Origin of the sequence: Microbacterium sp. ZW T6_19 (assembly GCF_044987465.1) — a bacterium.
In the GTDB taxonomy this organism is placed as follows: domain Bacteria; phylum Actinomycetota; class Actinomycetes; order Actinomycetales; family Microbacteriaceae; genus Microbacterium; species Microbacterium natoriense_A.
This window is the reverse complement of sequence record NZ_JBJDRH010000002.1, coordinates 88,003-109,394: the sequence shown is the minus strand read 5'-3', so window position 1 is coordinate 109,394 and position 21,392 is coordinate 88,003. Positions and strand designations below refer to the sequence as shown.

Below are 21,392 nucleotides of genomic sequence, written 5' to 3'. Positions count from 1 at the left end.
CTTCCTGACTCTAGCCTGTTGCCGTGACAGGACACCCCGATGCCGGGAGCGAATTCGACGCCGCCGTGGCGGAGCTTCGCGATACCGCCTTCCGCGCCGACATCACCGTCCGCGAGATCCCGACACCACAGGGGCTGGCGCCGTTCGCGATCGCCCTCGCGGCGGACGTTCGTCCGGACGACGACGGCGAGTCCGTGTACGGCACGGGACGGTTCGTGCTGCTGCACGATCCCGACGGCCCGGCGGCCTGGGACGGTCCCTGGCGGATCGTGCTGTTCGCGCAGGCGCCGCTCGAGACCGAGATCGGCACCGACCCGCTTCTCGCCGATGTCGCGTGGTCGTGGCTCGTCGACGCGCTCGACTCCCGGGGCGCCGTCTACCACTCGGCGTCAGGCACCTCGACCAAGACCCTCTCGAAGGGATTCGGCGGCCTCGCCGTGGAAGGCGACGGCGCCCAGATAGAATTGCGGGCGTCCTGGACACCAGAGGGCCCCTTCCGACCGCACGTCGAAGCGTGGGCCGAACTGGTCGGAATGCTGGCGGGTCTTCCGCCCGGTTCCGAGGGCATCGCCGTGATCGGCGCGCGAAAGGCTGCACGTGACTGAATACTCCGTGATCTCGGATGCCGAGGAGTTCCTCGCGGCCTGCGCCGCACTCGCAGACGGGACGGGACCCGTCGCGGTCGACGTCGAACGAGCATCCGGGTTCCGCTACTCGCAGCGCGCCTACCTCGTGCAGGTCTTCCGCCGGGGCGCCGGCGTCTTCCTCTTCGATCCGCCCCCGATCGGGGATTTCGCTCCTCTGCAGACGGCGATCGGCGATGCCGAGTGGGTGTTCCATGCCGCGAGCCAGGATCTTCCCTCCCTGCGTGAGCTCGGCCTGGAGCCCGCGACCATCTTCGACACCGAACTCGCCTCCCGCCTGCTCGGACACGAGCGCGTGGGACTCGGCGCCGTGGTCGAGGACACGCTGGGCATCGTGCTGAAGAAGGAGCACTCCGCAGCGGACTGGTCGACCAGGCCGCTGCCTGCAGCCTGGCTCGAGTATGCGGCGCTCGACGTCCTGCACCTGATCGACGTGCAGGAGGTCCTCACCGCGGAGCTCGAGGAGCAGGGCAAGACCGGGTTCGCCGCCGAGGAGTTCGCCGCGACGCTGAGCCGCCCGCCGAAGCCTCCTCGCGAGGACCCCTGGCGGCGTCTCAGCGGACTTCACCAGGTTCGCGGTTCGCGAAACCTGGCCGTCGCGCGCGAACTGTGGCGCGCCCGCGAGGCCTTCGCGCAGGAGCAGGACGTCTCCCCCGGCCGCCTGGTGCCCGATCGTTCGCTCGTCGCTGCCGTTCTCGGCAACCCGCAGAGCAAGTCGGCCCTCGCCGGGATCAAGGAGTTCCAGGGACGAGCCAGTCGTACGCAGATCGATCGCTGGTGGCAGGCGATCGTCGACGGACGCGCGACGGAGGAGCTTCCCCGCGAGCGCGTGCCGAGCGACACGCTTCCCCCACCGCGCGCGTGGTCGGACCGCAATCCGGAGGCGGATGCTCGGCTGAAGGCGGCCCGTCCCGTCGTCGAGGCGACAGCCGAGGAACTGGGGATGCCCACTGAGAACCTGCTGACCCCCGAGTTCTTGCGGCGCATCGCCTGGGATCTGCCCGGCACGACTGCCGACGAGCTCGGCGCAGCTCTCGCTGCACTGGGCGCGCGCCCCTGGCAGATTGCACAGACTGCACAGAAGATCGCCGACGCCTTTGTAGAGGCGACGCAATCGGTTGACGAGCCCGCACCACCCGCTTCGTAGGTTCGATCCAACCGATTCTTCCCGCCTCCGCGCCCTTCCTAGACTGAGGGCACCGCACAAACTTGGAGGCAGAGTGGCCGAGATCTCGGACGTCTTCTTCGTCGATGGAGTGCGCACCCCCTTCGGGCGCGCCGGCGAAAAAGGCATGTACTGGAACACCCGCGCAGATGACCTCGCCGTTAAGGCGACCATCGGCCTGATGGAACGCAACTCGGCCGTCCCGGCCGATCGGATCGACGACGTCGCGATCGCCGCGACCTCGCAGACCGGAGATCAGGGCCTCACCCTCGGACGCTCGGTGGCGATCCTCGCGGGTCTCCCGCAGACCGTGCCTGGTCTCGCCGTCGAGCGCATGTGCGCCGGTGCGATGACGAGCGTCACCACGATGGGGGCGTCGATCGGCGTCGGCATGTACGACTTCGCCCTCGCCGGCGGCGTCGAGCACATGGGCCACCACCCGATCGGCGGCAACGCCGACCCGAACCCGCGGTTCGTCGCGGAGCGCATGGTCGACCCCGGTGCGCTGAACATGGGCGTCACCGCCGAGCGCATCTTCGATCGCTTCCCCCACCTCACCAAGGAGCGTTCCGACCGCTTCGGCATGCTCAGCCAGCACAAGGTGCAGGCCGCTTACGACGCCGGCAAGATCCAGCCCGATCTGGTGCCGGTGGCCATCAAGGACGCCGAGGGCGCGTGGGGCCTGGCCTCCGAAGACGAGGGTCGGCGTCCCCAGACCACCATGGAGGACCTCGCGGCCCTCAAGACGCCGTTCCGTCCGCACGGCCGTGTCACGGCCGGCACTTCCTCGCCGCTCACCGACGGTGCGACGATGTCGCTGCTCGCCGGCGGCGGCGCCGTGAAGGAGTTCGGCCTCGCCCCGAAGATGCGCATGGTCTCGTTCGCGTTCGCCGGCGTGCAGCCGGAGATCATGGGCATCGGCCCGATCCCGTCGACGGAGAAGGCTCTGAAGAAGGCCGGTCTGCAGATCTCCGACATCGGCCTGTTCGAGCTCAACGAGGCGTTCGCCATCCAGGTGATCTCTCTGCTCGACCACTTCGGCATCGCCGACGACGACCCCCGGGTCAACCAGTGGGGCGGCGCGATCGCGCTCGGCCACCCGCTCGCGGCATCCGGCGTGCGTCTGATGATCCAGCTCGCGGCGCAGTTCGCGGAGCGACCCGACGTCCGGTACGGACTCACGGCGATGTGCGTCGGCCTCGGCCAGGGCGGATCGGTCATCTGGGAGAACCCGCACTACGACGGCAAGAAGAGGAAGTAGTCGAGATGACGAACTACGACGAGATCGACTTCTCCCCCATCCAGGCGCTCACCGAGGGCGAGGTGATCACGCACTCCCCCGTGCGCGACATCCGGCTCGCCTCCGGCAAGGTGCTCGCCCTCATCACGCTCGACAACGGGCGCGATCACACCCGCCCGAACACCCTGGGCCCTGCCACGCTCACTGAGCTCGGCGAGACCTTGGATGGCCTCAAGGGCCGTGCCGCTGCAGGAGAGATCCAGGCGGTCGGCATCACCGGCAAGCAGTACATCCTCGCCGCCGGCGCCGACCTGTCCGACATCAGCAAGGTGGGCTCGCGAGACAACGCCCGCCTGATCGCGCAGCTCGGCCACAAGGTTCTGGGCAAGCTGTCCGAGCTGGGTGTGCCGTCGTTCGCGTTCGTCAACGGCCTCGCGCTCGGCGGAGGCCTCGAGATCGCGCTGAACTCGACCTACCGCACGGTCGACGCCTCCGCAGCAGCCATCGCCCTCCCCGAGGTCTTCCTCGGCATCATCCCTGGCTGGGGCGGCGCGTATCTGCTGCCGAACCTGATCGGCATCGAGAACGCGCTCGAGGTCGTCATCTCGAACCCGCTCAAGCAGAACCGGATGCTGAAGCCGCAGCAGGCGTTCGATCTCGGTGTCGTCGACGCCATCTTCCCCGCCGCGAACTACCTCGAGAATTCGCTCGCCTGGGCCGATGCGGTCCTCGGCGGCAAGAAGGTCGAGCGCAAGAACGAGCCGGGCAAGATCGAGCGCCTCACCAAGTGGCCGATCGCGATCAAGATGGCGCGCGGCATGCTCGAGTCGAAGATCGGCACCGTGCCGAAGTCGCCGTATGCCGCCCTGGAGCTCCTCGACAAGGCGAAGAGCGGGACCAAGGCCGAGGGCTTCGCCCGTGAAGACGAGGCGCTCGCCGAGCTCGTGACCGGCGATCAGTTCGCCGCGTCGATGTACGCGTTCGACCTCGTGCAGAAGCGAGCGAAGCGTCCGGTCGGCGCCCCCGACAAGGCGCTCGCGAAGAAGGTCACCAAGGTCGGCATCATCGGCGCCGGTCTGATGGCCAGCCAGTTCGCGCTGCTGTTCGTGCGCAAGCTGCAGGTGCCCGTGCTCATCACCGATCTCGACCAGGCACGCGTCGACAAGGGCGTCGCGTACATCCACGAGGAGATCGGCAAGCTCGAAGCCAAGGGCCGGCTGGATGCCGACTCGGCGAACAAGCTGCGCGGACTGGTCACCGGCACGACCGACAAGAGCCTCTATTCGGACTGCGACTTCGTGATCGAGGCCGTGTTCGAAGAGGTCGGCGTCAAGCAGCAGGTGTTCGGCGAGATCGAGAAGATCATCGCCGAGGACGCGATCCTCGCGACGAACACCTCGTCGCTCTCGGTCGAGGAGATCGGATCGCGGCTGGCTCACCCCGAGCGCCTCGTCGGCTTCCACTTCTTCAACCCGGTCGCGGTGATGCCGCTGATCGAGATCGTGAAGACGCCTTCGACCGCCGATGCCGCGCTGTCGACCGCGTTCGTGGTTGCCAAGGGCTTGGGGAAGAACGCCGTGCTCACCGCCGACGCCCCCGGCTTCGTCGTGAACCGTCTGCTCGCGAAGGTCATGGGCGAAGCCGCGCGTGCCGTCTACGAGGGCACGCCGGTGGCCGATGTCGAGAAGGCCTTCGGCCCGCTCGGACTGCCCATGGGTCCGTTCCAGCTGATCGATCTGGTCGGCTGGAAGGTCGCGGCCCACGTGCAGGACACGATGGTGAAGGCGTTCCCCGACCGCTTCTACGCGAACGAGAACTTCCACGAGCTCGCGGCTCTGGATGCGGTCGTCGAGAAGGACAAGGGCGGCCGCGTGACGGGCTGGACCAAGCAGGCCGAGAAGGTCGTCAAGCCGGCCGTGGGCAAGACGCCGGCGACGGCGGCGACGATCCTGCAGCGTGTACAGGACGGACTCGCCACAGAGATCAAGCTGATGCTCGACGAGGGCGTGGTGCCCGAGGTCGAGGACATCGATCTGTGCCTGATCCTCGGCGCGGGATGGCCGTTCATCGACGGTGGCGCATCGCCCTACCTCGACCGCGAAGGCGCCTCGGAGCGCGCCTTCGGCGGCTCGTTCCACACCCCGCAGATCCGCGGCACCGAAAGCCGCTGACAGCACACGAAGGGGCCGCATCGATCGATGCGGCCCCTTCGTCGTGTGGTCGGCAGCGCTCGCCACCCTCCGTCCTCATCGCGGACGCTCCACGCTCATCTCCCGGAATCCTGCACAGGGCGCAGGTCGGGCTCGCCGGCGCGGGGCCAGTGCGACAGCGCCCTCTCCGCGAGCGCGGTGATCGTGAGCGACGGGTTCACTCCGGGGTTGGCCGGCACGGCGGAGCCGTCGACGATGTGGAGGTCCGGGTGGCCCCAGACCCGATGGTAGGGGTCGATGACGCCCGCGTCGGGCCCGGCGGAGATCACGGCACCACCGAGGAAGTGCGCGGTCAGCGGAATGCCGAACACCTCGGGCCAGGACCCGCGCGCCTCGGCCGGCTCGCTCCCGTCCCGCTGGACCCGGGCGGCGATCGCCGCCGCCGCGACGTGCGCCTGCGGCAGGTGGCTGGGATTCGGCTCGCCGTGTCCTTGAGCGCTCGTCATGACGAGGCGGCCGAACTTTCGCCGCAGTGAGAGCGTGAGGGAATTATCGGCGGTCTGCATCACGAGCGCGATGATGCCGCGTTCGCTCCAGCGGCGCAGGTTCCCGAGACGGAACTGCCGCACGGGCGCCGTGAACACCTGGGTGACCAGGCTCCCCAGACGCCCCGCGAGTCCACTATCGCCGGGCACGAGTGCGGTCGCGAGCGCCCCCATGAGGTTCGAGCCGGGTCCGTACCGCACATTCTCGACGTGCGTCCGCTCGTCCACGTGGAACGACGTCGTGATCGCCACGCCCCGCGCCAGCTGCAGCGACTCCGGGACTTTGGTGGCGATCGCGCCGTCGAGGGCCTCGGAGTTGGTGCGCGTCAGGCGTCCGACCGCGTCCGAGATCCGGGGCAGCGCGCCGGATGCCTTCATCCGGTGCAGCAGCTGCTGCGTTCCCCACGTCCCCGCCGCGAGCACGACCTGACGGGCTCTCACCGTGCGCGAGGAGCGCCGGATCCACGCGCCGCTGCGCTGCGTCGTCACGGCGAAGCCACCGCCGGGCAGCTCACGCACCTCCGTCACGCTCCGCAGCGGCTCGATGACGACTCCCCGTCGCTCGGCGAGGGCGAGGTAGTTCTTCATCAGGGTGTTCTTGGCGCCGATCCGGCATCCGACCATGCAGTTGCCGCACAGCGTGCAGCCGGTGCGCTCCGGCCCCTCACCGCCGAAGAACGGATCGGGGGTGCGCTCCCCCGGCTTGCCGAACCACACCCCGACCGGCGCGTGGCGGAACGTCGATCCGACTCCCAGATCCTCTGCCGCGCCTTTCATGATGCGTTCGACGGGACCCGTGTGCGGATGCTCGACGACGCCGAGCATCCGCTTCGCGGTCGAATAGTGCGGTGCGAGCTCGGCTTCCCAATCGGCGATGCGCTGCCACTGCGAGTCCTGGAAGAACGCCGAGCCCGGCTGGTAGAGCGTGTTCGCGTAGTTGAGGGATCCACCGCCGACGCCGGCCCCGGCGAGGATCATCACGTGCGGCAGCCGGTGGATGCGCTGCACTCCATAGCATCCGACGGCCGGCGCCCAGAGGTAGCGACGCACGTTCCAGCTTGTCTTCGCGAAGTCCTCGTCCTCGAAGCGCCGGCCGGCCTCGTACACCCGCACCCGATAGCCCTTCTCTGCGAGTCGGAGGGCGGCGACCGAGCCGCCGAATCCGGACCCCACGATGACGACGTCCTCGTCGAACTCAGTCATGGCTCTCCTTCGGGACCATCAGGGTGATTGCGGCGGGCAGCAGCGAGATCGTGCACTCGTCTTCGCCCGTCCGCTCGCCGTCGGCGTACACGACGAGGCCCGGCGCCGACACCGTCACCGTCTGTGCCCGTCGATGGAGCACCTCCGGACGTGCGAGATGCCTTCCTCGGAGCATCAGAGGGAAAAGACGCAGCAGACGCATCCGCCCGAGCGGTGCAACATGGACGACGTCGAGCAGACCGTCATCAGGGAGGGCGCCCGCGCACACCGGCATTCCGCCGCCGTAGCTAGACGTGCTGCCGACCGCGATCAGCGTGCCGGGAGCGATCCTCGGCGGCTCCGCGTCGATCGACAGTGTGAACAGCATGGGACGCAGGCGGGCGAGCTCGATCAGGAGTGCGAGGTAGTAGCGCGGCGCGCCGTGCGGCCAGCGCAGCCGGTTGGTGCGGTCGCTGACCTTCGCGTCGAATCCGAGAGCCGCGATCGTGAGGAACTTCCGGGCACCTGAAGTCGTGCGCACCTCGCCGACGTCGATGGCCCTGCGCTCCCCGGTGAGGGCGAGTTCGGCCGCGGCCGCGGCGTCTTCGCGCGGCAGCCGCAGTGCTCTAGCCAGATCGTTGCCCGTACCTGCCGGCACCAGGACGACAGGGACCGTAGCCGCACAAACCACCTCGAGCACTCCGGCAAGAGTGCCGTCACCGCCGACCACGACCAGCGTGCGCGGACTCTCGTCGATCGCCGTGGCGGCGAGTCGAGCCGTATCGGCTGCCGAGGCCCCCGCATACACCCGCACCTCGGCTCCGCGCGCCCGCAGGTGCGCGACAGCGATGGCCGACGCCCTGCGACCGCGTCCCTTGCCTGCGAAGGGATTCGCGAGCACCGCGATGTGCTCGGTCACTCAGCTCGTCCGTTCGACGGCGATCACGGCGCCCGGATTCATGATGCACTGCGGATCGAGCTCCCGTTTGATCGCGGCGAGGATGCGGATGCCGGTCTCTCCGATCTCCCTCTCCAGCCAGGGGGCGTGATCCCGTCCGACGGCGTGATGATGACTGATCGTACCGCCGCCGGCGATGATCGTGTCGTTGACCCGGGCCTTGATCGGCTCCCACGTGGCCAGCATGTCGGAGCGCACCCCGGCCAGCACCGTGAAGTACAGAGAGGCTCCGGTGGGATAGATGTGCGAGACATGGCACATGATGTACGACCTGGCTCCCGCATCCGCGAATCCGCCCTTCAGCGCCTTCTCGACGGCCGCGCGCAGCGCGTGCAGGTTCGACCAGGTCGCGGCGGTCTCGAGCGTCTCACAGAAGACGCCGGCGTCGAGCAGCGCGTCGCGCAGATACGGCCCCTCGAAGCGGCCCTTCAGCCACCCCTCCGAGGCCCCTTCCCCGGCGGAGACGCCTCCCGCCGCTTCGAGCAGTGCTCGGGTGCGGGCGCGCCGCTCGGGAATCCCGTCGCCCTCGTACACCGTGACGACTCCGGCTCCCTTCGCGAGCGCTTTGCCTATCCGGCCGACCTGGGCGAGGCTCACCGCCGTCTCGGCTTCATCAGACAGGCGGATGACGGTGGGTCCCGCGCCCTGCTGCGCGATCCGACGGAGCCCCTCGACACCGCTGGCGAAGTCGGTGAACGACCAGGACTCGAGAACACGGCCGTGAGGAATCGGGTGCACGCGCACCCGCACCTCTGTGATCACGCCGAAGATGCCCTCCGACCCGAGGAAGACGCGGATCAGGTCGGGCCCGGCAGCCGAGCCGGGTGCTCGACCGAGATCGATCTCGCCAGTCGGCGTTGCGACGCGGATGCCGGTGACCATCGCGTCGAAGCGACCGTTGCCGGCGGAGTTCTGCCCCGACGAACGCGCGGCGGCGAATCCACCGATCGTCGCGTAACGGAAGCTCTGCGGAAAGTGGCCGAGTTCGAGGCCGTGCGCCGCCAATGCCGATTCGGCTTCGGGTCCAGACGTGCCCGCAGCGAGCACGGCCTCGCCGCTGACCTCGTCCAGTCGGATCAGACCGGTGAGGCGGCGCAGATCGAGGCTCACTACAGCACGGTGGGAGCCACGCTCCGGGGTGAGTGCGCCGACGACGCTCGTGCCACCGCCGAAGGGGATCACGGCGATGCCGGCCCGACCGGCGATCTCGAGGCACACCGTCACCTCATCGTGGTCCGCTGGGCGGACGACCGCATCCGGCGCATCCTGTGTCGCGATCCGACGACGCAGCAGATCAGGTGTCGACCGACCGCCCGCGTGCCGGACGCGGGCCTCCACCGAGACGTCGACGTGCTCTCGGCCGACGGCTCGGCGGAATGCGTCCAGATCATCGTCGCGCAGCGCAGACGGCGGCAGGCGCACATCCTCGATCTCGACGGCGTGCTCTGGCCTTCGTGTGTGCCCCAGCAGCAGCGGCAGAAGACTCCGGACAGCAAGCGGCAGATCTCTCGCCTTCGCCGGGTCGCCCCAGCCGTTCCATCTCATCGCCGAGTCGTCATCGACCCTGCCCGCATCGTGGCCCATGCGTTACAGTGTGACACATCATGGAAGAACGTCAACCTCAATGGGATGCGACGCAGTCCCGGATCCTCGATGCCGCCGACCAGCTCATCGAGCGACGCGGCGTGCACGGCCTGACCGTCGCCGAGCTCGCGCGGCGTGCGGACCTCAGCCGTCCGACGATCTACCGGAACTGGAACGACTCAGACGACGTCGTCAGGGCGGCGCTCCTGCGGCGTGTCGCCGGAATCCTGAACTCCTTCCCGGCTCCGGTCCCCTCGAGATCCGCACTCGTCGACGACGTCATGCGGTTCATCGCGATGTTCCGCTCCGACGCCCTCTACGGACGCCTTCTCGATGACGAGCCCGAGGCGTTCACGCGATACACGCTGCACCGAGTCGGATCCAGTCAGCGCATGATCCTGGGCTGGCTCGCCGCGGCGATCAGCGCCGCGCAGTCCGGCGGATCGGTGAGAGCCGGGGCGCCAGAGGAGATGGCCGTGATGCTTCTGCTGATCGCCCAGTCGGCTGTGCTCTCGCACGGCACCGTCGCGGATCTGATCTCCGAGACGGCCTGGGAGCGGGAGCTCCGATGCGCTCTCGACGGCCTGCTCCGACCATGACCGTCTCGTCATCCGCGCTCAACGTCGCGCGACGGAAGGCGGAACTCGCCCGCGCCGCGGAGGACACCGCTGATGTGCTCGTCGTCGGCGGTGGGATCACCGGAGTCGGCGTCGCGCTCGACGCCGCCGCCCGGGGGCTCAGCGTCACCCTGATAGAAGCGGAGGATCTCGCTTTCGGCACGAGCCGGTTCAGCTCGAAGCTCGTGCACGGCGGGCTGCGCTACCTCGCCACGGGAGATGTCGCCACCGCCAGGGAGAGTGCGTTCGAGAGGCACCTGCTCATGACGACGATCGCGCCCCACCTGATCCGTCCGCTCGGACAGCTGCTGCCTTTCAGCCCCGCCGTCACGTTGCGCCAGCGCACGGCCGGTGCGGTCGGCATGGCTCTCGGCGATCTCTTGCGAATCCGCGCCGGCACACCGCGAACGGTTCTGCCCGCTCCGAAGCCGGTGTCGACCATGACGGCACGACGACTCGCGCCCGCTCTCGACCCACGTGGGTTGCGTGGCGGCATGCTCTCGTTCGACGGACAGCTCGTCGACGACGCGCGACTCGTCGTCACCGTCGCACGCACGGCGGCGAGCCTCGGTGCACGGGTGCTCACCCGTGTGCGCGCCCTCGCGCTGCGCGACGACGGGGCCACGGCGGAGGATGCAGTGACAGGCGAGCGGGCGGAGATCCGTGCCCGCGTCGTCGTGAATGCGACGGGCGTGTGGGCCGGGGGCCTCGACCACGGCATCGACATCCGCCCCAGCCGCGGTACGCACATCGTGCTCGACGCCCGTGATCTGGGTTCCCCGCAGGTCGCGCTCACCATCCCTCATGAGGGATCGATCAGTCGCTACGTCTTCGCGCTGCCGCAGCAGCACGGACGAGTGATCGTCGGCCTGACCGACGAGGACGCTCCCGGTCCCGTCCCCCGCGTGGCGGAGCCGACGGAATCCGAGATCGACTTCCTGCTCGCGAACCTCAACCGAGTCCTCACGACCCCCATCACGCGGGACCAGGTGCGCGGGTCGTTCGCAGGGCTCCGACCCCTGGTCGACAGCGGCACGGACGCCACGGCAGACATCTCACGCAGACATCTCGTCACCGCATCCGCTTCGGGATTCGTGACCGTGCTCGGCGGCAAGCTGACCACGTACCGGCGGATGGCCGAAGACGCCGTGGATCTTGCTCTGCAGCTGCGCAGTCTCTCCGCGCCGCCGAGCCGCACCTCGTCGCTGCGAATCGTCGATCGCGCGGTGCAGGCGCCGACCGAGCCGATCGCCGAGGGCGTCGATCTCTGCGCGGCGGAAGTCGCGTACGCCGTGCGAGAAGAGGGCGCGATGACGGCCGACGATGTGCTGGACCGGCGATCCCGCGTCGGCCTCGTCGATCTCGATCGCGAGCGCGCGTACGCAGCCGTCGAGACGATCGTGACGCAGACGCTCGCAGAGCTCGACTGAGGCCGCGATGCGGTTCCGAGCCGCGGCGTATCCGCCTTGCGGCGTTCCGGGGAACGCAGAGGGAACAGCGCATGAACAGCGGCGGATGCGTCGTCTTCACGGCACTCGGAGGGTCTCCGAGGCGGCACAGTGGTGTCATGGAGATGATCTTCGCGATGCTGGGCGGCAAAGGTCTGTCGAGTCTGCTGAAGACCGGGACGGCGGTGCTGACGATCCTGCTGGTCGTTCCCGCGATGCTGAAGCTCTTCATCGTCACCGTCGATGAGGGCTGGGCTGCGATCCGCACGCGCAACGGCAAGCCGATCATCCGCAACCGCCCGCAGCGACGGCCCACCAACCGGGGAGGCGCGGTCGGCGAAGTCGTCGTGCTCGACCCGGGATCGCACGGAGCCTTCCCGCTGTTCTACTGGTATCGCCTGATCGACGTGCGCTGCCGGGCGACCGACCTGCCCGCGCGTGAGATGAGCGGTGCGAGCGGACATCAGCACCGCGTGCACGCCTCGTTCGAATGGCGGCCGATCCCGACGGGTCGAGATCTGCGCGTGTTCGAGCTCGACGTCGTGAACGTCAAGGAACGCGCCTCGAACATCGTCGGGGCCGCCCTGCGAGACGTGATCCGCGGAATGGACGGCCCAGAGCTGCCGCACAACGACGAGATCAACACGCGGGTGATCGCGGCCAGCGCCGATGAGGTGCGTCGCGCGTGCGGCGTGGAACTCGTGCGCGTGATGGTCACGGGTGACGCTCTGACCGACGGATATCTGCTCTCGACCGCGCTGCGCGACGCCGACCGAGGCGCTCAGGCTGTCGCGGCCCTGCACGCGCTCAACTGAGGATCGGCTCAGCGCCGCTCGTGCAGCGGCAGATCGATCGCGCCCGTCTCTCCCGCGTTGCGCGCGACCGGGATTCGGGTGCCGAGGACCTGCGCGACCACGTCCTGCGCGATCTTCGAAGCGGTGAGTCCGGCATCAGTCAGCACCTGGTCTCGCGACGCATGATCGATGAACTCGTCAGGAAGACCGAGCTCGTCGACGGCAGTGTCGATCCCCGCCTCGCGGAGCACCTGGCGCACACGCGTGCCGATGCCCCCGACGCGGATGCCGTCCTCGAGTGTGATGACGAGCCGATGATGAGCGGCGAGCTCGACGACGGACGGCTGAACGGGGATCGCCCAGCGAGGGTCGATCACCGTTGCGCCGATCCCCTGGGCTCGCAGTCTCGCGGCGACCTCCATCGCGAGCGCGGCGAACGGTCCGATGCCGATGATGAGCACGTCTTCAGACTCGCCGCGGGCGAGCACGTCGACCCCGTCGTCCAGGCGCTCGATCGCGGGGAGTTCGGCAGCCACCTCGCCCTTCGGGAAGCGGATGACGGTGGGCGCGTCGTCGATCAGCACGGCCTCGTCGAGAGCCTCGGCGAGGCGCGCACCGTCGCGCGGAGCCGCGATGCGGATGTGCGGCACGATCTGCAGCATCGCCAGGTCCCACATGCCGTGATGACTCGGGCCGTCGGGGCCCGTCACGCCGGCTCGATCGAGGACGAAGGTGACACCCGCGCGATGCAGGGCGACGTCCATGAGGACCTGGTCGAACGCGCGGTTCATGAAGGTCGCATACAGCGCGACGACCGGATGCAGGCCGCCGAAGGCGAGACCGGCCGCAGATGCGACGGCATGCTGCTCGGCGATGCCCACGTCGTACACGCGATCGGGGAATCGTTCCGCGAACGGTGCGAGACCGGTGGGACGCAGCATCGCCGCGGTCATCGCGATCACCTTCGGGTCGCGCTCTCCCACGGCGACGAGCGCCTCGGAGAACACGTCGGTCCAGCCGCGACCGCTGCTGGAGAGCGGTTCGCCCGTGATGGGGTCGATGCGGTTGACGGCATGGAACTGATCGGCCTCGTCGTCGCGTGCGGGCTGATAGCCGCGGCCCTTCTCCGTGATGGCGTGCACGATCACCGGGGCGCCGTAGGACTTCGCGAGCTCGAGCGTCTCCAGAAGAGCAGGAAGGTCGTGACCGTCGACCGGGCCGAGGTACTTGATGTCGAGATTCGAGTACAGCGCCTCGTTGTTCGTGAAGCGCGAGAGGAACCCGTGCGTGCCGCCACGGACGCCGCGGAACACGGCACGTCCGACGGGGCCGAACGCACGGAACAGGCGGTCGGACTTGCGGTGCAGGTCCTTGTAGGCCGCGGCCGTGCGCACTCTGTTCAGGTACCGCGACATGCCGCCGATCGTCGGGGCGTAGGAGCGGCCGTTGTCGTTCACGACGATCACCAGATTGCGGTCGTTGTCGTCGGAGATGTTGTTGAGCGCCTCCCACGTCATGCCGCCGGTGAGGGCGCCGTCGCCGACCACCGCGACGACGTGCCGATCTGCGCGCCCTGTCGCGGTGAGAGCGCGGCTGATGCCGTCGGCCCAGCTCAGCGAACTCGACGCGTGCGAGGACTCCACGACGTCATGAGGACTTTCGCTGCGCTGCGGGTACCCGGCGAGGCCGCCACGCACTCGCAGAGCTGAGAAGTCCTGACGACCGGTGAGGAGCTTGTGCACGTACGACTGGTGGCCGGTGTCGAAGATGAACGGATCGTCCGGCGACGAGAACACGCGGTGCAGGGCGATCGTCAGCTCCACCACGCCGAGGTTGGGACCGAGGTGTCCGCCCGTGCGGGAGACGTTCTCGACGAGGAACTCGCGGATCTCTCCGGCGAGCTCGGTCAGCTGGTCTGTGGACAGTCCGTCCAGATCTCGGGGACCTGAGATGCTCGGAAGAATGGGCATCTGCGCCTCCTCACAGGCTCCGTGCGCGGCATCCGAGTTCCGGTTCGGGCGCCTCTGCGATCCTATCGCGCCGCCCCGGGAATCCTCCGTGAGACCGGTCGTCCGGACGACCGGTCCGGGCCGATGGAAAGCGCCCCACCCGGCCGGAGCCGGATGGGGCGCTGAGGTGCGACGCTGATCAGACCAGCGAACGCAGAACGTACTGCAGGATGCCGCCGTTGCGGTAGTAGTCCGCCTCACCGGGGGTGTCGATGCGGACGACCGCGTCGAACTCGATGATCTGCTTGCCCTCGGGCGAGTGCTCGCTCGGAGTCGCGGTCACGCGGACCGTCTTCGGCGTGACACCGTTGTTGAGCTCCTCGAGACCGGTGATCGAGACGATCTCGGTGCCGTCGAGGCCCAGCGACTCCCAGCTCTCGCCTGCAGGGAACTGCAGCGGGACGACGCCCATGCCGATGAGGTTGGAGCGGTGGATGCGCTCGAAGCTCTCGGTGATGACCGCCTTGACGCCCAGCAGGCTCGTGCCCTTGGCCGCCCAGTCACGCGACGAGCCGGAGCCGTACTCCTTGCCGCCGAAGATGACGAGCGGCGTGCCCTGCTCGGCGTAGTTCATGCAGGCGTCGTAGATGTACGACTGCGGTCCTTCGGGCTGGGTGAAGTCGCGGGTGTATCCGCCCTCCACGACCTGACCGTCGTTGACGGCCGAGACCAGGAGGTTCTTCAGACGGATGTTCGCGAACGTTCCGCGGATCATGACCTCATGGTTGCCTCGACGCGAACCGAAGGAGTTGAAGTCCTTGCGGTCCACGCCGTGCTCGGTGAGGTACTGAGCGGCGGGAGTGCCGGCCTTGATGTTTCCGGCGGGCGAGATGTGGTCGGTGGTGACCGAGTCACCCAGGGTCGCCATGACGCGCGCGCCCTCGATGTCGCGCACCGGGGTGAGCTCCATCGTCATGCCGTCGAAGTAGGGCGCCTTGCGCACGTAGGTGGAGTTCTCATCCCACTGAAAGATGTCGTCTTCCGGAGTGGGCAGGCTGCGCCAGCGCTCGTCACCGTCGAAGACGGTCGCATACTGCTTGATGAACTGCTCACGCGAGATCGACGAGTCGACCAGCTCCTGGACCTCGGCCGGGGTGGGCCAGATGTCCTTCAGGAAGACATCTTCGCCATCGGTGCCCTTGCCGAGAGCGTCGTTCTCGAAGTCGAAGTGCATCGACCCTGCGAGTGCGTACGCGATGACCAGCGGCGGGCTGGCGAGGTAGTTCATCTTCACGTCGGGGCTGATGCGACCCTCGAAGTTGCGGTTGCCCGAGAGCACGGCGGTGACCGCGAGGTCGTGCGAATTGATCGCCTCCGACACCTCTTCGATCAGCGGACCCGAGTTGCCGATGCAGATCGTGCATCCGTAGCCGACGGTGTAGAAGCCGAGGCCCTCGAGGTCCTTGTCGAGTCCGGACTTCTCGTAGTAGTCCGTGACGACCTTGGAACCCGGGCCGAGCGTGGTCTTGACCCACGGCTTCTGCTTCAGGCCCTTCTCGAGCGCCTTCCGTGCCACGAGACCGGCGGCGATCATCACCGACGGGTTCGACGTGTTGGTGCACGACGTGATCGCCGCGAGCGTCACAGCGCCGTTGTCGAGGATGTACTTCTCCCCCGACGGCGTGGTCACCGGAACGGGCGTGGAAGCGTTCGCCGGAGCGCCGCTGTTGATGTGCACCGGCCGGGTGGTCGTCTCCTCCTCGCCAGGCACCGATCCGGGGTCGGATGCCGGGAAGGAGTGCTTCGAGTCGAGGTCGACCATCGAGTCCGACGTCGACGGGCTCGCGTAGTTGAGGATGTCCTGCTCGAACTGCGACTTCGCCTCCGAGAGCAGGATGCGGTCCTGCGGGCGCTTCGGGCCGGCGATCGACGGCACGACGGTGCCGAGGTCGAGCTCGAGGTACTCGCTGAACGTGGGCTCGTGCGACGGATCGTGCCAGAGCTTCTGCTCCTTGGCGTACGCCTCGACGAGAGCGACGGCCTCGTCGCTGCGACCGGTGAGGCGCAGGTAGTCGAGGGTGACGTCGTCGATCGGGAAGATCGCCGCGGTCGAGCCGAACTCGGGCGACATGTTGCCGATGGTGGCGCGGTTGGCCAGCGGCACGGAGGCGACGCCCTCGCCGTAGAACTCGACGAACTTGCCGACCACGCCGTGCTTGCGCAGCAGGTCGGTGATGGTGAGGACGACGTCGGTCGCGGTGACGCCAGCAGGGATCTCACCCGAGAGCTTGAAGCCGACGACGCGCGGGATGAGCATCGACACGGGCTGGCCGAGCATGGCGGCCTCTGCCTCGATACCGCCGACGCCCCAACCCAGCACGCCGAGGCCGTTGACCATGGTGGTGTGCGAGTCGGTGCCGACGCAGGTGTCGGGGTACGCACGCAGAACGCCGTCGACGTTCCGGTCGTAGATCACCTTCGCGAGGTGCTCGATGTTCACCTGGTGCACGATGCCGGTTCCCGGCGGGACGACCTTGAAGTCGCTGAAGGCCGTCTGGCCCCAGCGCAGGAACTGGTAACGCTCGCCGTTGCGCTCGTACTCGATCTCGACGTTGCGCTCGAGCGCGTTCTCGGAACCGAAGAGATCGGCGATGACCGAGTGGTCGATGACCATCTCAGCGGGCGAGAGCGGGTTGATCTTGTTGGCGTCGCCGCCGAGAGCCGTGACGGCCTCGCGCATGGTGGCGAGGTCGACGATGCAGGGAACACCGGTGAAGTCCTGCATGACCACACGGGCCGGCGTGAACTGGATCTCGGTGTTCGGCTCGGCCGCGGCATCCCACGACCCGAGCGCCTCGATCTGCGCCTTCGTCACGTTCGCGCCGTCCTCGGTGCGAAGCAGGTTCTCAAGGAGGACCTTGAGACTGAAGGGGAGCTTGTCGAAACCGGGCACCGTGTCGATGCGGAAGATCTCGTAGTCGGTGCTGCCGACCGTCAGGGTGCTCTGGGCACCGAAGCTGTTCACCGTGGACACGAATCCGTCTCCTTCTATTCGGATGGGAGCGACAGGCGCCTCCATCTTGCTCGCCAGCGAGCCCGGTCGGCTAGCAAGGCAGACCTAACCAGTCTGCTCCCGCAGCGCCGTGGGCGGAAGCCTGCAATTTATCTTGATATCAAGATAAATCTATCACGAGCCAGACACAGCTCCGGCATCCGACTCACGCGGATAGAGCCGCCGGGCGACGACCCAGGTGGTCGCGAGGAGCACCGCGAAGAACGGGATGCCCATGATGATCTTCACGGTGCCGAGAGTCGCCACGTCACCGGAGAAGTAGAAGGGCAGCTGCACGCCGAGGCGAGCGAGGAACAGCAGGGCCCACGCCACCGAGAGCCAGAAGAAGGTCCGGCGCTTGCGCGGATCCGCACGCCAGGAGACGCCCTCGCCCATCAGGAATCCGACGACGACGCCGATCAGCGGCCAGCGCACGGCGGCCGACACGAGGAATGCGGTGCCGTAGGCGATGTTGGTGATGAACCCGATGACGAACTGATCGGCGGCACGACCGGTGAACAGGGGCAGTCCCGCGGCGATGACCGCGGCGACCAGGCCGGAGAGCGCTGCGACCGGCGGCGATTTCATCAGCAGGCGGACGATCGTGAAAATCGCCGCGGAACCCACGGACAGGATCAGGGCCAGAACCAGGTTGCTGCTGACGGTGTACGTGACGATGAAAGCGAGCAGCGGCAGCACCGACTCCACGATCCCCCGCCAGCCGCCGATGACGCCCCAGACCATCTGGCCCGTCGAGACGTCGGCGTCGGGGTCGATGCCCGCCTTGCGAGCAGCGCCGCCGAGGGCCGCTCCGAAGATCTCAGAGGCGGACGGTTCGCGCTCCGCGTCGGGATCAGGAGTGCTCACGCTGAGCCCGGCGTCGCCGGCATCTTCAGAGGGATCAGATCACGGGGCGGCATCGGGGCGCCGCCGCGGACGACGACGATCGACCGGAACAGGTCCTCGACCTTGGCCGCCGCTTCGAGATCGGATGCTGCGGCGCCGCCGATCACGCCGCGCAAGAACCACCGCGGCCCATCGACGCCGACGAAGCGGGCGAGCCGCAATTCGGATCCTTCGCTGGCCGCGGCGGGCACCTCGGCCAGCAGCTCTTTGCCCAGCGGCCCCTCGCGCTCCTCGACGCGGCCGCCCTGAGCTTTGACCTGGTCGCGCAGCTGCACGCGCGTCTCGTCCCACAGGCCGCCGGAGCGCGGCGCCGCGAACGGCTGCACCTGCAGCGAGGAGTCGGCGTAGTCGAGTCCGACGGCGACGATGCGCTTGGTCTGCTCCTCGACCTCGAGGCGCAGGTTGAGACCCTCGCGCGGCAGGATCTTGATACCGCCGAGATCGATGTACGGGCGGACCGGGTTCGCCTCGGAGTCGTCCAACGGCCCTTCTGTCGCACGGTTGTGCGGTGCCGACTTCGAGGGTGTGGCGTTGTTGTCAGTCATCAGCCTTGTCCTGCTTCGTTACTGGTGGGGTGCTGCCTGATATCCGGTGGACCCGAATCCGCCCTCGCCGCGGGTGCTCTCGGGGAGCTCCTCGACGGGGATGAACGTCGCTCGGGTGACCGGCATGATGATCAGCTGGGCGATGCGATCGCCGACGGCGACATCGTACGCGCTGCGGGTATCGGTGTTGATCAGACTCACTTTGATCTCTCCGCGATACCCCGCGTCGACGGTCCCGGGCGAGTTCACGATCGAGATGCCGTGCTTGGCGGCCAGGCCGCTGCGCGGCACCACGAAGGCCGCGAAGCCCTCAGGCAGAGCGATGCGGACTCCGGTCTCGACCAGCGCGCGCTCCCCCGGCTCGAGGTGCACGGCGACGGCTGCGACGAGGTCGGCGCCTGCATCGCCGGGGTGCGCGTAACCGGGCACGACAGCGAGTCCATCGAGCACAGGGGCGATAATGGGGACGTCAACCGATTCAGTCACCCCATGAGGCTAATGCAGAACCGCACCGCTGAGACACGTCCGCAGTATCGCGAACGGCTGTCGCCGAGCCTCCGGCTTCTGGTGACCGTCGCACTCGCCGGCCCCATGGTGTCGCTCGTATTCGTGCCAGTCGGCTCAACGATCGCCCTGGTCGCAGGGGGCGCGGTCTCCGCAGCCCTCGTGGCGATGTTCGTCTGGCTCACCCCCGTGGTGGCGGTGGACGGCTCCGTGCTGCGCGCCGGACGCGCCCACATCGACGCGAGATTCCTCGGCGAACCCGAGGTGCTCACGGGAGACGAGGCGCGGCAGGCGCGCGGTCCGCGACTGCCCGCGCGGGGCTGGCACCTGATCCGCGGCGGGATCGACGGACTGATCGTCGTGCCGAACATCGACGAGGACGATCCCGTCGAATCGTGGACCATTTCGTCTCGCACACCCGACCGCCTCGCCGCGGCTGTTCGGGCGGCACGCGAGTCGGCGTCCGCCGACTCCTGACCGCGCGCCTCGCCCTCGGAGTGCGCCCGGATACGACGACGCGCCCGGAACCGTGAGGTCCTGGGCGCGTGACGCGTGTATCGACGCTGCGGTCAGGCAGCGCACTCCTTGCAGATCGGGCCGGACGAGCCCTCGTGGTCGAGCTGAGAGCGGTGCTTCACCAGGAAGCAGCTCATGCAGGTGAACTCGTCATCCTGCGCGGGCAGCACGACGACATCGAGCTCGAGATCGGACAGATCGGCACCGGGAAGGTCGAAGCTGGACGGGTTGTCCGAGTCCTCATCGCCGGACGAGCCTGACAGCTTGTCCGGCACACGCTCCTTGAGGGCTTCGATCGACTCGGAGTCGTCTTCACTCTTTCGGGGAGCGTCGTAATCGGTTGCCATGGGGTAGTTCTCCACTTTCATGGTGCGAGTGGTGGGAGTTGTGCCGCAGGGTTCGGCGGCCATAGTTTGCACGACCGCGAGAGATTTCGCAAATGTCGCCTCGTGCGACTGAGCAAACTGACGGCACGCCCAGGGTATTCCCGCCTGCTGTGGAACCGGCGTGACACCATGGGCGAACACCCATTCCTGAGGGGCATTCGCATGGAAAACGTCACCATCGTCGGCACTGAAGCAGGAGTCCTCGTACTCGCGACCGAATCCGGCGCGCGTTTCGCGCTGCCCATCGACGACGTGCTGCACCGCGAGATCCGTCGCGCGACACGCCAGGGCGAGCCGGTCGCGCAGAAACTCGCGGCCAGCCCGCGCGACATCCAGGCGCAGATCCGCGCCGGACTCACGGCTCCCGAGGTCGCCGAACTCCTCGGCATCGGCGTCGACGACGTCATCCGCTTCGAGGGTCCGGTCCTCGCCGAGCGCGAGCACATCATCGGACAGGCGCTCGCCGTCCCTGTTCTCATCGGCAGCGAGGTCGAACCCGACGCACAGCCCACCTTCGGGACGGCGATCCGAGCCAAGCTCGCCGATCTCGAGGCGACGGCGGAGCGCTGGGCGAGCTGGAAGGACGAAAGCGGATGGATCATCAAGCTCGAGTTCACCGCGAACGAGGTCGAGCATGACGCACGATGGAGCTTCGATCCCCGCCGTAGCGCACTCGCGCCGCTGAACGCCGACGCCACCCAGCTCTCGAGGCAGGGGTCGCTGCCCGAAGGTCTCATCCCTCGGCTGCGCGCGGTTGAGGCCGAGCGCACAGCATCCCCGTACAAGGACGACAGCCGTTTCGATTCCGGCGCCTTCGGTCCGCGTCTGGTGCCGACACCCGAAGCCGAGATCGAGGATCCCTCGTTGCCGGAGAGATCGGCATCGGCTGTGCAGGATGCCGCCATCAAGCGCGCTCCTGAGTCTCAGACGACCAGCCCTGAAACCGCCGACCTGCTCGAGGCCCTGCGACGCCGGCGTGGCCAGCGCGAGAGTTCCCCCATCATCGATCTCGATGACGACGTCGAGGTGGAGGACTCCAGCCCGATCGCCCTGTTCGACGCGCTGGAGAACGATCAGGACGACGAGGAGCAGCCTCCGCCCGCTCCCGAGCCTGCACCGGACAACGGTCGCCGTCGTCGTCGCAACGCGATGCCGTCGTGGGACGAGATCGTCTTCGGGGCGCGCACCGACGAGTGACCGTCGCGTT

18 protein-coding genes are annotated in these 21,392 nt (G+C 68.2%); 9 read left to right on the top strand and 9 right to left on the bottom strand.

All coding sequences use genetic code 11. The annotated features are described in order from the left end of the window. Positions 1-23 precede the first annotated feature (23 nt). The 4 genes from ACI3KT_RS02930 (at position 24) to ACI3KT_RS02915 (ending at position 5,220) form a co-directional block, all read left to right on the top strand. Positions 24-605 carry a DUF3000 domain-containing protein gene (locus ACI3KT_RS02930; RefSeq protein WP_292909062.1) on the top strand — a complete coding sequence of 194 codons (582 nt, stop codon included), beginning with the start codon at positions 24-26 and terminating at the stop codon, positions 603-605. Beyond that, the gene (locus ACI3KT_RS02925; protein WP_307297056.1) at positions 598-1,791 is read left to right on the top strand and encodes an HRDC domain-containing protein; all 1,194 of its coding nucleotides are present in this window, start codon (positions 598-600) and stop codon (positions 1,789-1,791) included. The genes ACI3KT_RS02930 and ACI3KT_RS02925 overlap by 8 nt, the downstream gene beginning before the upstream one ends. Before the next feature lie 73 nt (positions 1,792-1,864). After that, positions 1,865-3,070 carry a thiolase family protein gene (locus ACI3KT_RS02920; RefSeq protein WP_292909058.1) on the top strand — a complete coding sequence of 402 codons (1,206 nt, stop codon included), beginning with the start codon at positions 1,865-1,867 and terminating at the stop codon, positions 3,068-3,070. Positions 3,071-3,075: 5 nt separating this feature from the next. After that, positions 3,076-5,220 (top strand): 3-hydroxyacyl-CoA dehydrogenase NAD-binding domain-containing protein, encoded by a 2,145-nt coding sequence (locus tag ACI3KT_RS02915; protein ID WP_404902475.1) that lies wholly within the window; start codon positions 3,076-3,078, stop codon positions 5,218-5,220. Between the two features lie 95 nt (positions 5,221-5,315). Here ACI3KT_RS02915 and ACI3KT_RS02910 read toward each other — a convergent pair whose 3' ends face one another. From ACI3KT_RS02910 to ACI3KT_RS02900, 3 genes are read right to left on the bottom strand one after another with little or no spacing between them, the layout of a single operon-like run. After that, positions 5,316-6,947: an FAD-dependent oxidoreductase gene (locus ACI3KT_RS02910; protein WP_404902472.1), complete on the bottom strand. Its 1,632-nt coding sequence runs from the start codon at positions 6,945-6,947 to the stop codon at positions 5,316-5,318. Beyond that, on the bottom strand, positions 6,940-7,845 hold the full coding sequence (locus ACI3KT_RS02905) for a YegS/Rv2252/BmrU family lipid kinase (protein ID WP_404902470.1): 906 nt from the start codon (positions 7,843-7,845) through the stop codon (positions 6,940-6,942). The genes ACI3KT_RS02910 and ACI3KT_RS02905 overlap by 8 nt, the downstream gene beginning before the upstream one ends. Further along, the gene (locus ACI3KT_RS02900; RefSeq protein WP_404902467.1) at positions 7,846-9,468 is read right to left on the bottom strand and encodes an FAD-binding oxidoreductase; all 1,623 of its coding nucleotides are present in this window, start codon (positions 9,466-9,468) and stop codon (positions 7,846-7,848) included. It abuts the gene before it with no gap. A gap of 20 nt (positions 9,469-9,488) precedes the next feature. Between ACI3KT_RS02900 and ACI3KT_RS02895 the strand changes: the two genes are divergently transcribed. From ACI3KT_RS02895 to ACI3KT_RS02885, 3 genes are all read left to right on the top strand, one after another. After that, a complete protein-coding gene (locus tag ACI3KT_RS02895; RefSeq protein WP_404902464.1) occupies positions 9,489-10,067 on the top strand; it encodes a TetR/AcrR family transcriptional regulator in 579 nt (192 codons plus the stop codon). After that, complete coding sequence (locus ACI3KT_RS02890; RefSeq protein WP_404902461.1) at positions 10,064-11,515, top strand: glycerol-3-phosphate dehydrogenase/oxidase; 1,452 nt, start codon at positions 10,064-10,066, stop codon at positions 11,513-11,515. The genes ACI3KT_RS02895 and ACI3KT_RS02890 overlap by 4 nt, the downstream gene beginning before the upstream one ends. A 137-nt stretch (positions 11,516-11,652) precedes the next feature. Next, positions 11,653-12,348 carry an SPFH domain-containing protein gene (locus ACI3KT_RS02885; RefSeq protein WP_292909044.1) on the top strand — a complete coding sequence of 232 codons (696 nt, stop codon included), beginning with the start codon at positions 11,653-11,655 and terminating at the stop codon, positions 12,346-12,348. Positions 12,349-12,356: 8 nt separating this feature from the next. Here ACI3KT_RS02885 and dxs read toward each other — a convergent pair whose 3' ends face one another. The 5 genes from dxs to dut all read right to left on the bottom strand — a co-directional run bounded on the left by dxs (position 12,357) and on the right by dut (position 19,265). Next, the gene (gene dxs / locus ACI3KT_RS02880; protein WP_292909042.1) at positions 12,357-14,297 is read right to left on the bottom strand and encodes a 1-deoxy-D-xylulose-5-phosphate synthase; all 1,941 of its coding nucleotides are present in this window, start codon (positions 14,295-14,297) and stop codon (positions 12,357-12,359) included. A gap of 178 nt (positions 14,298-14,475) precedes the next feature. Continuing rightward, positions 14,476-17,310: an aconitate hydratase gene (locus tag ACI3KT_RS02875; RefSeq protein WP_404902458.1), complete on the bottom strand. Its 2,835-nt coding sequence runs from the start codon at positions 17,308-17,310 to the stop codon at positions 14,476-14,478. 153 nt (positions 17,311-17,463) lie between these two features. Then, positions 17,464-18,195: a DUF3159 domain-containing protein gene (locus tag ACI3KT_RS02870; protein WP_404902455.1), complete on the bottom strand. Its 732-nt coding sequence runs from the start codon at positions 18,193-18,195 to the stop codon at positions 17,464-17,466. Further along, positions 18,192-18,779: a DUF3710 domain-containing protein gene (locus tag ACI3KT_RS02865; RefSeq protein ID WP_292909036.1), complete on the bottom strand. Its 588-nt coding sequence runs from the start codon at positions 18,777-18,779 to the stop codon at positions 18,192-18,194. Before ACI3KT_RS02865 ends, ACI3KT_RS02870 begins: the two co-directional genes overlap by 4 nt. An 18-nt stretch (positions 18,780-18,797) precedes the next feature. Continuing rightward, the gene (gene dut, locus ACI3KT_RS02860; protein ID WP_292909034.1) at positions 18,798-19,265 is read right to left on the bottom strand and encodes a dUTP diphosphatase; all 468 of its coding nucleotides are present in this window, start codon (positions 19,263-19,265) and stop codon (positions 18,798-18,800) included. Positions 19,266-19,268: 3 nt separating this feature from the next. Here dut and ACI3KT_RS02855 point away from each other — a divergent pair, with 3 nt between their 5' ends. After that, positions 19,269-19,760, top strand: a complete 492-nt coding sequence (locus ACI3KT_RS02855; RefSeq protein ID WP_307297087.1) for a DUF3093 domain-containing protein — start codon at positions 19,269-19,271, stop codon at positions 19,758-19,760. Between the two features lie 92 nt (positions 19,761-19,852). Here ACI3KT_RS02855 and ACI3KT_RS02850 read toward each other — a convergent pair whose 3' ends face one another. After that, positions 19,853-20,146 carry a DUF4193 domain-containing protein gene (locus tag ACI3KT_RS02850; RefSeq protein ID WP_292909032.1) on the bottom strand — a complete coding sequence of 98 codons (294 nt, stop codon included), beginning with the start codon at positions 20,144-20,146 and terminating at the stop codon, positions 19,853-19,855. Between the two features lie 201 nt (positions 20,147-20,347). Between ACI3KT_RS02850 and sepH the strand changes: the two genes are divergently transcribed. After that, positions 20,348-21,382, top strand: a complete 1,035-nt coding sequence (gene sepH, locus ACI3KT_RS02845) for a septation protein SepH (protein WP_307297091.1) — start codon at positions 20,348-20,350, stop codon at positions 21,380-21,382. The last annotated feature ends 10 nt before the right edge of the window (positions 21,383-21,392 follow it).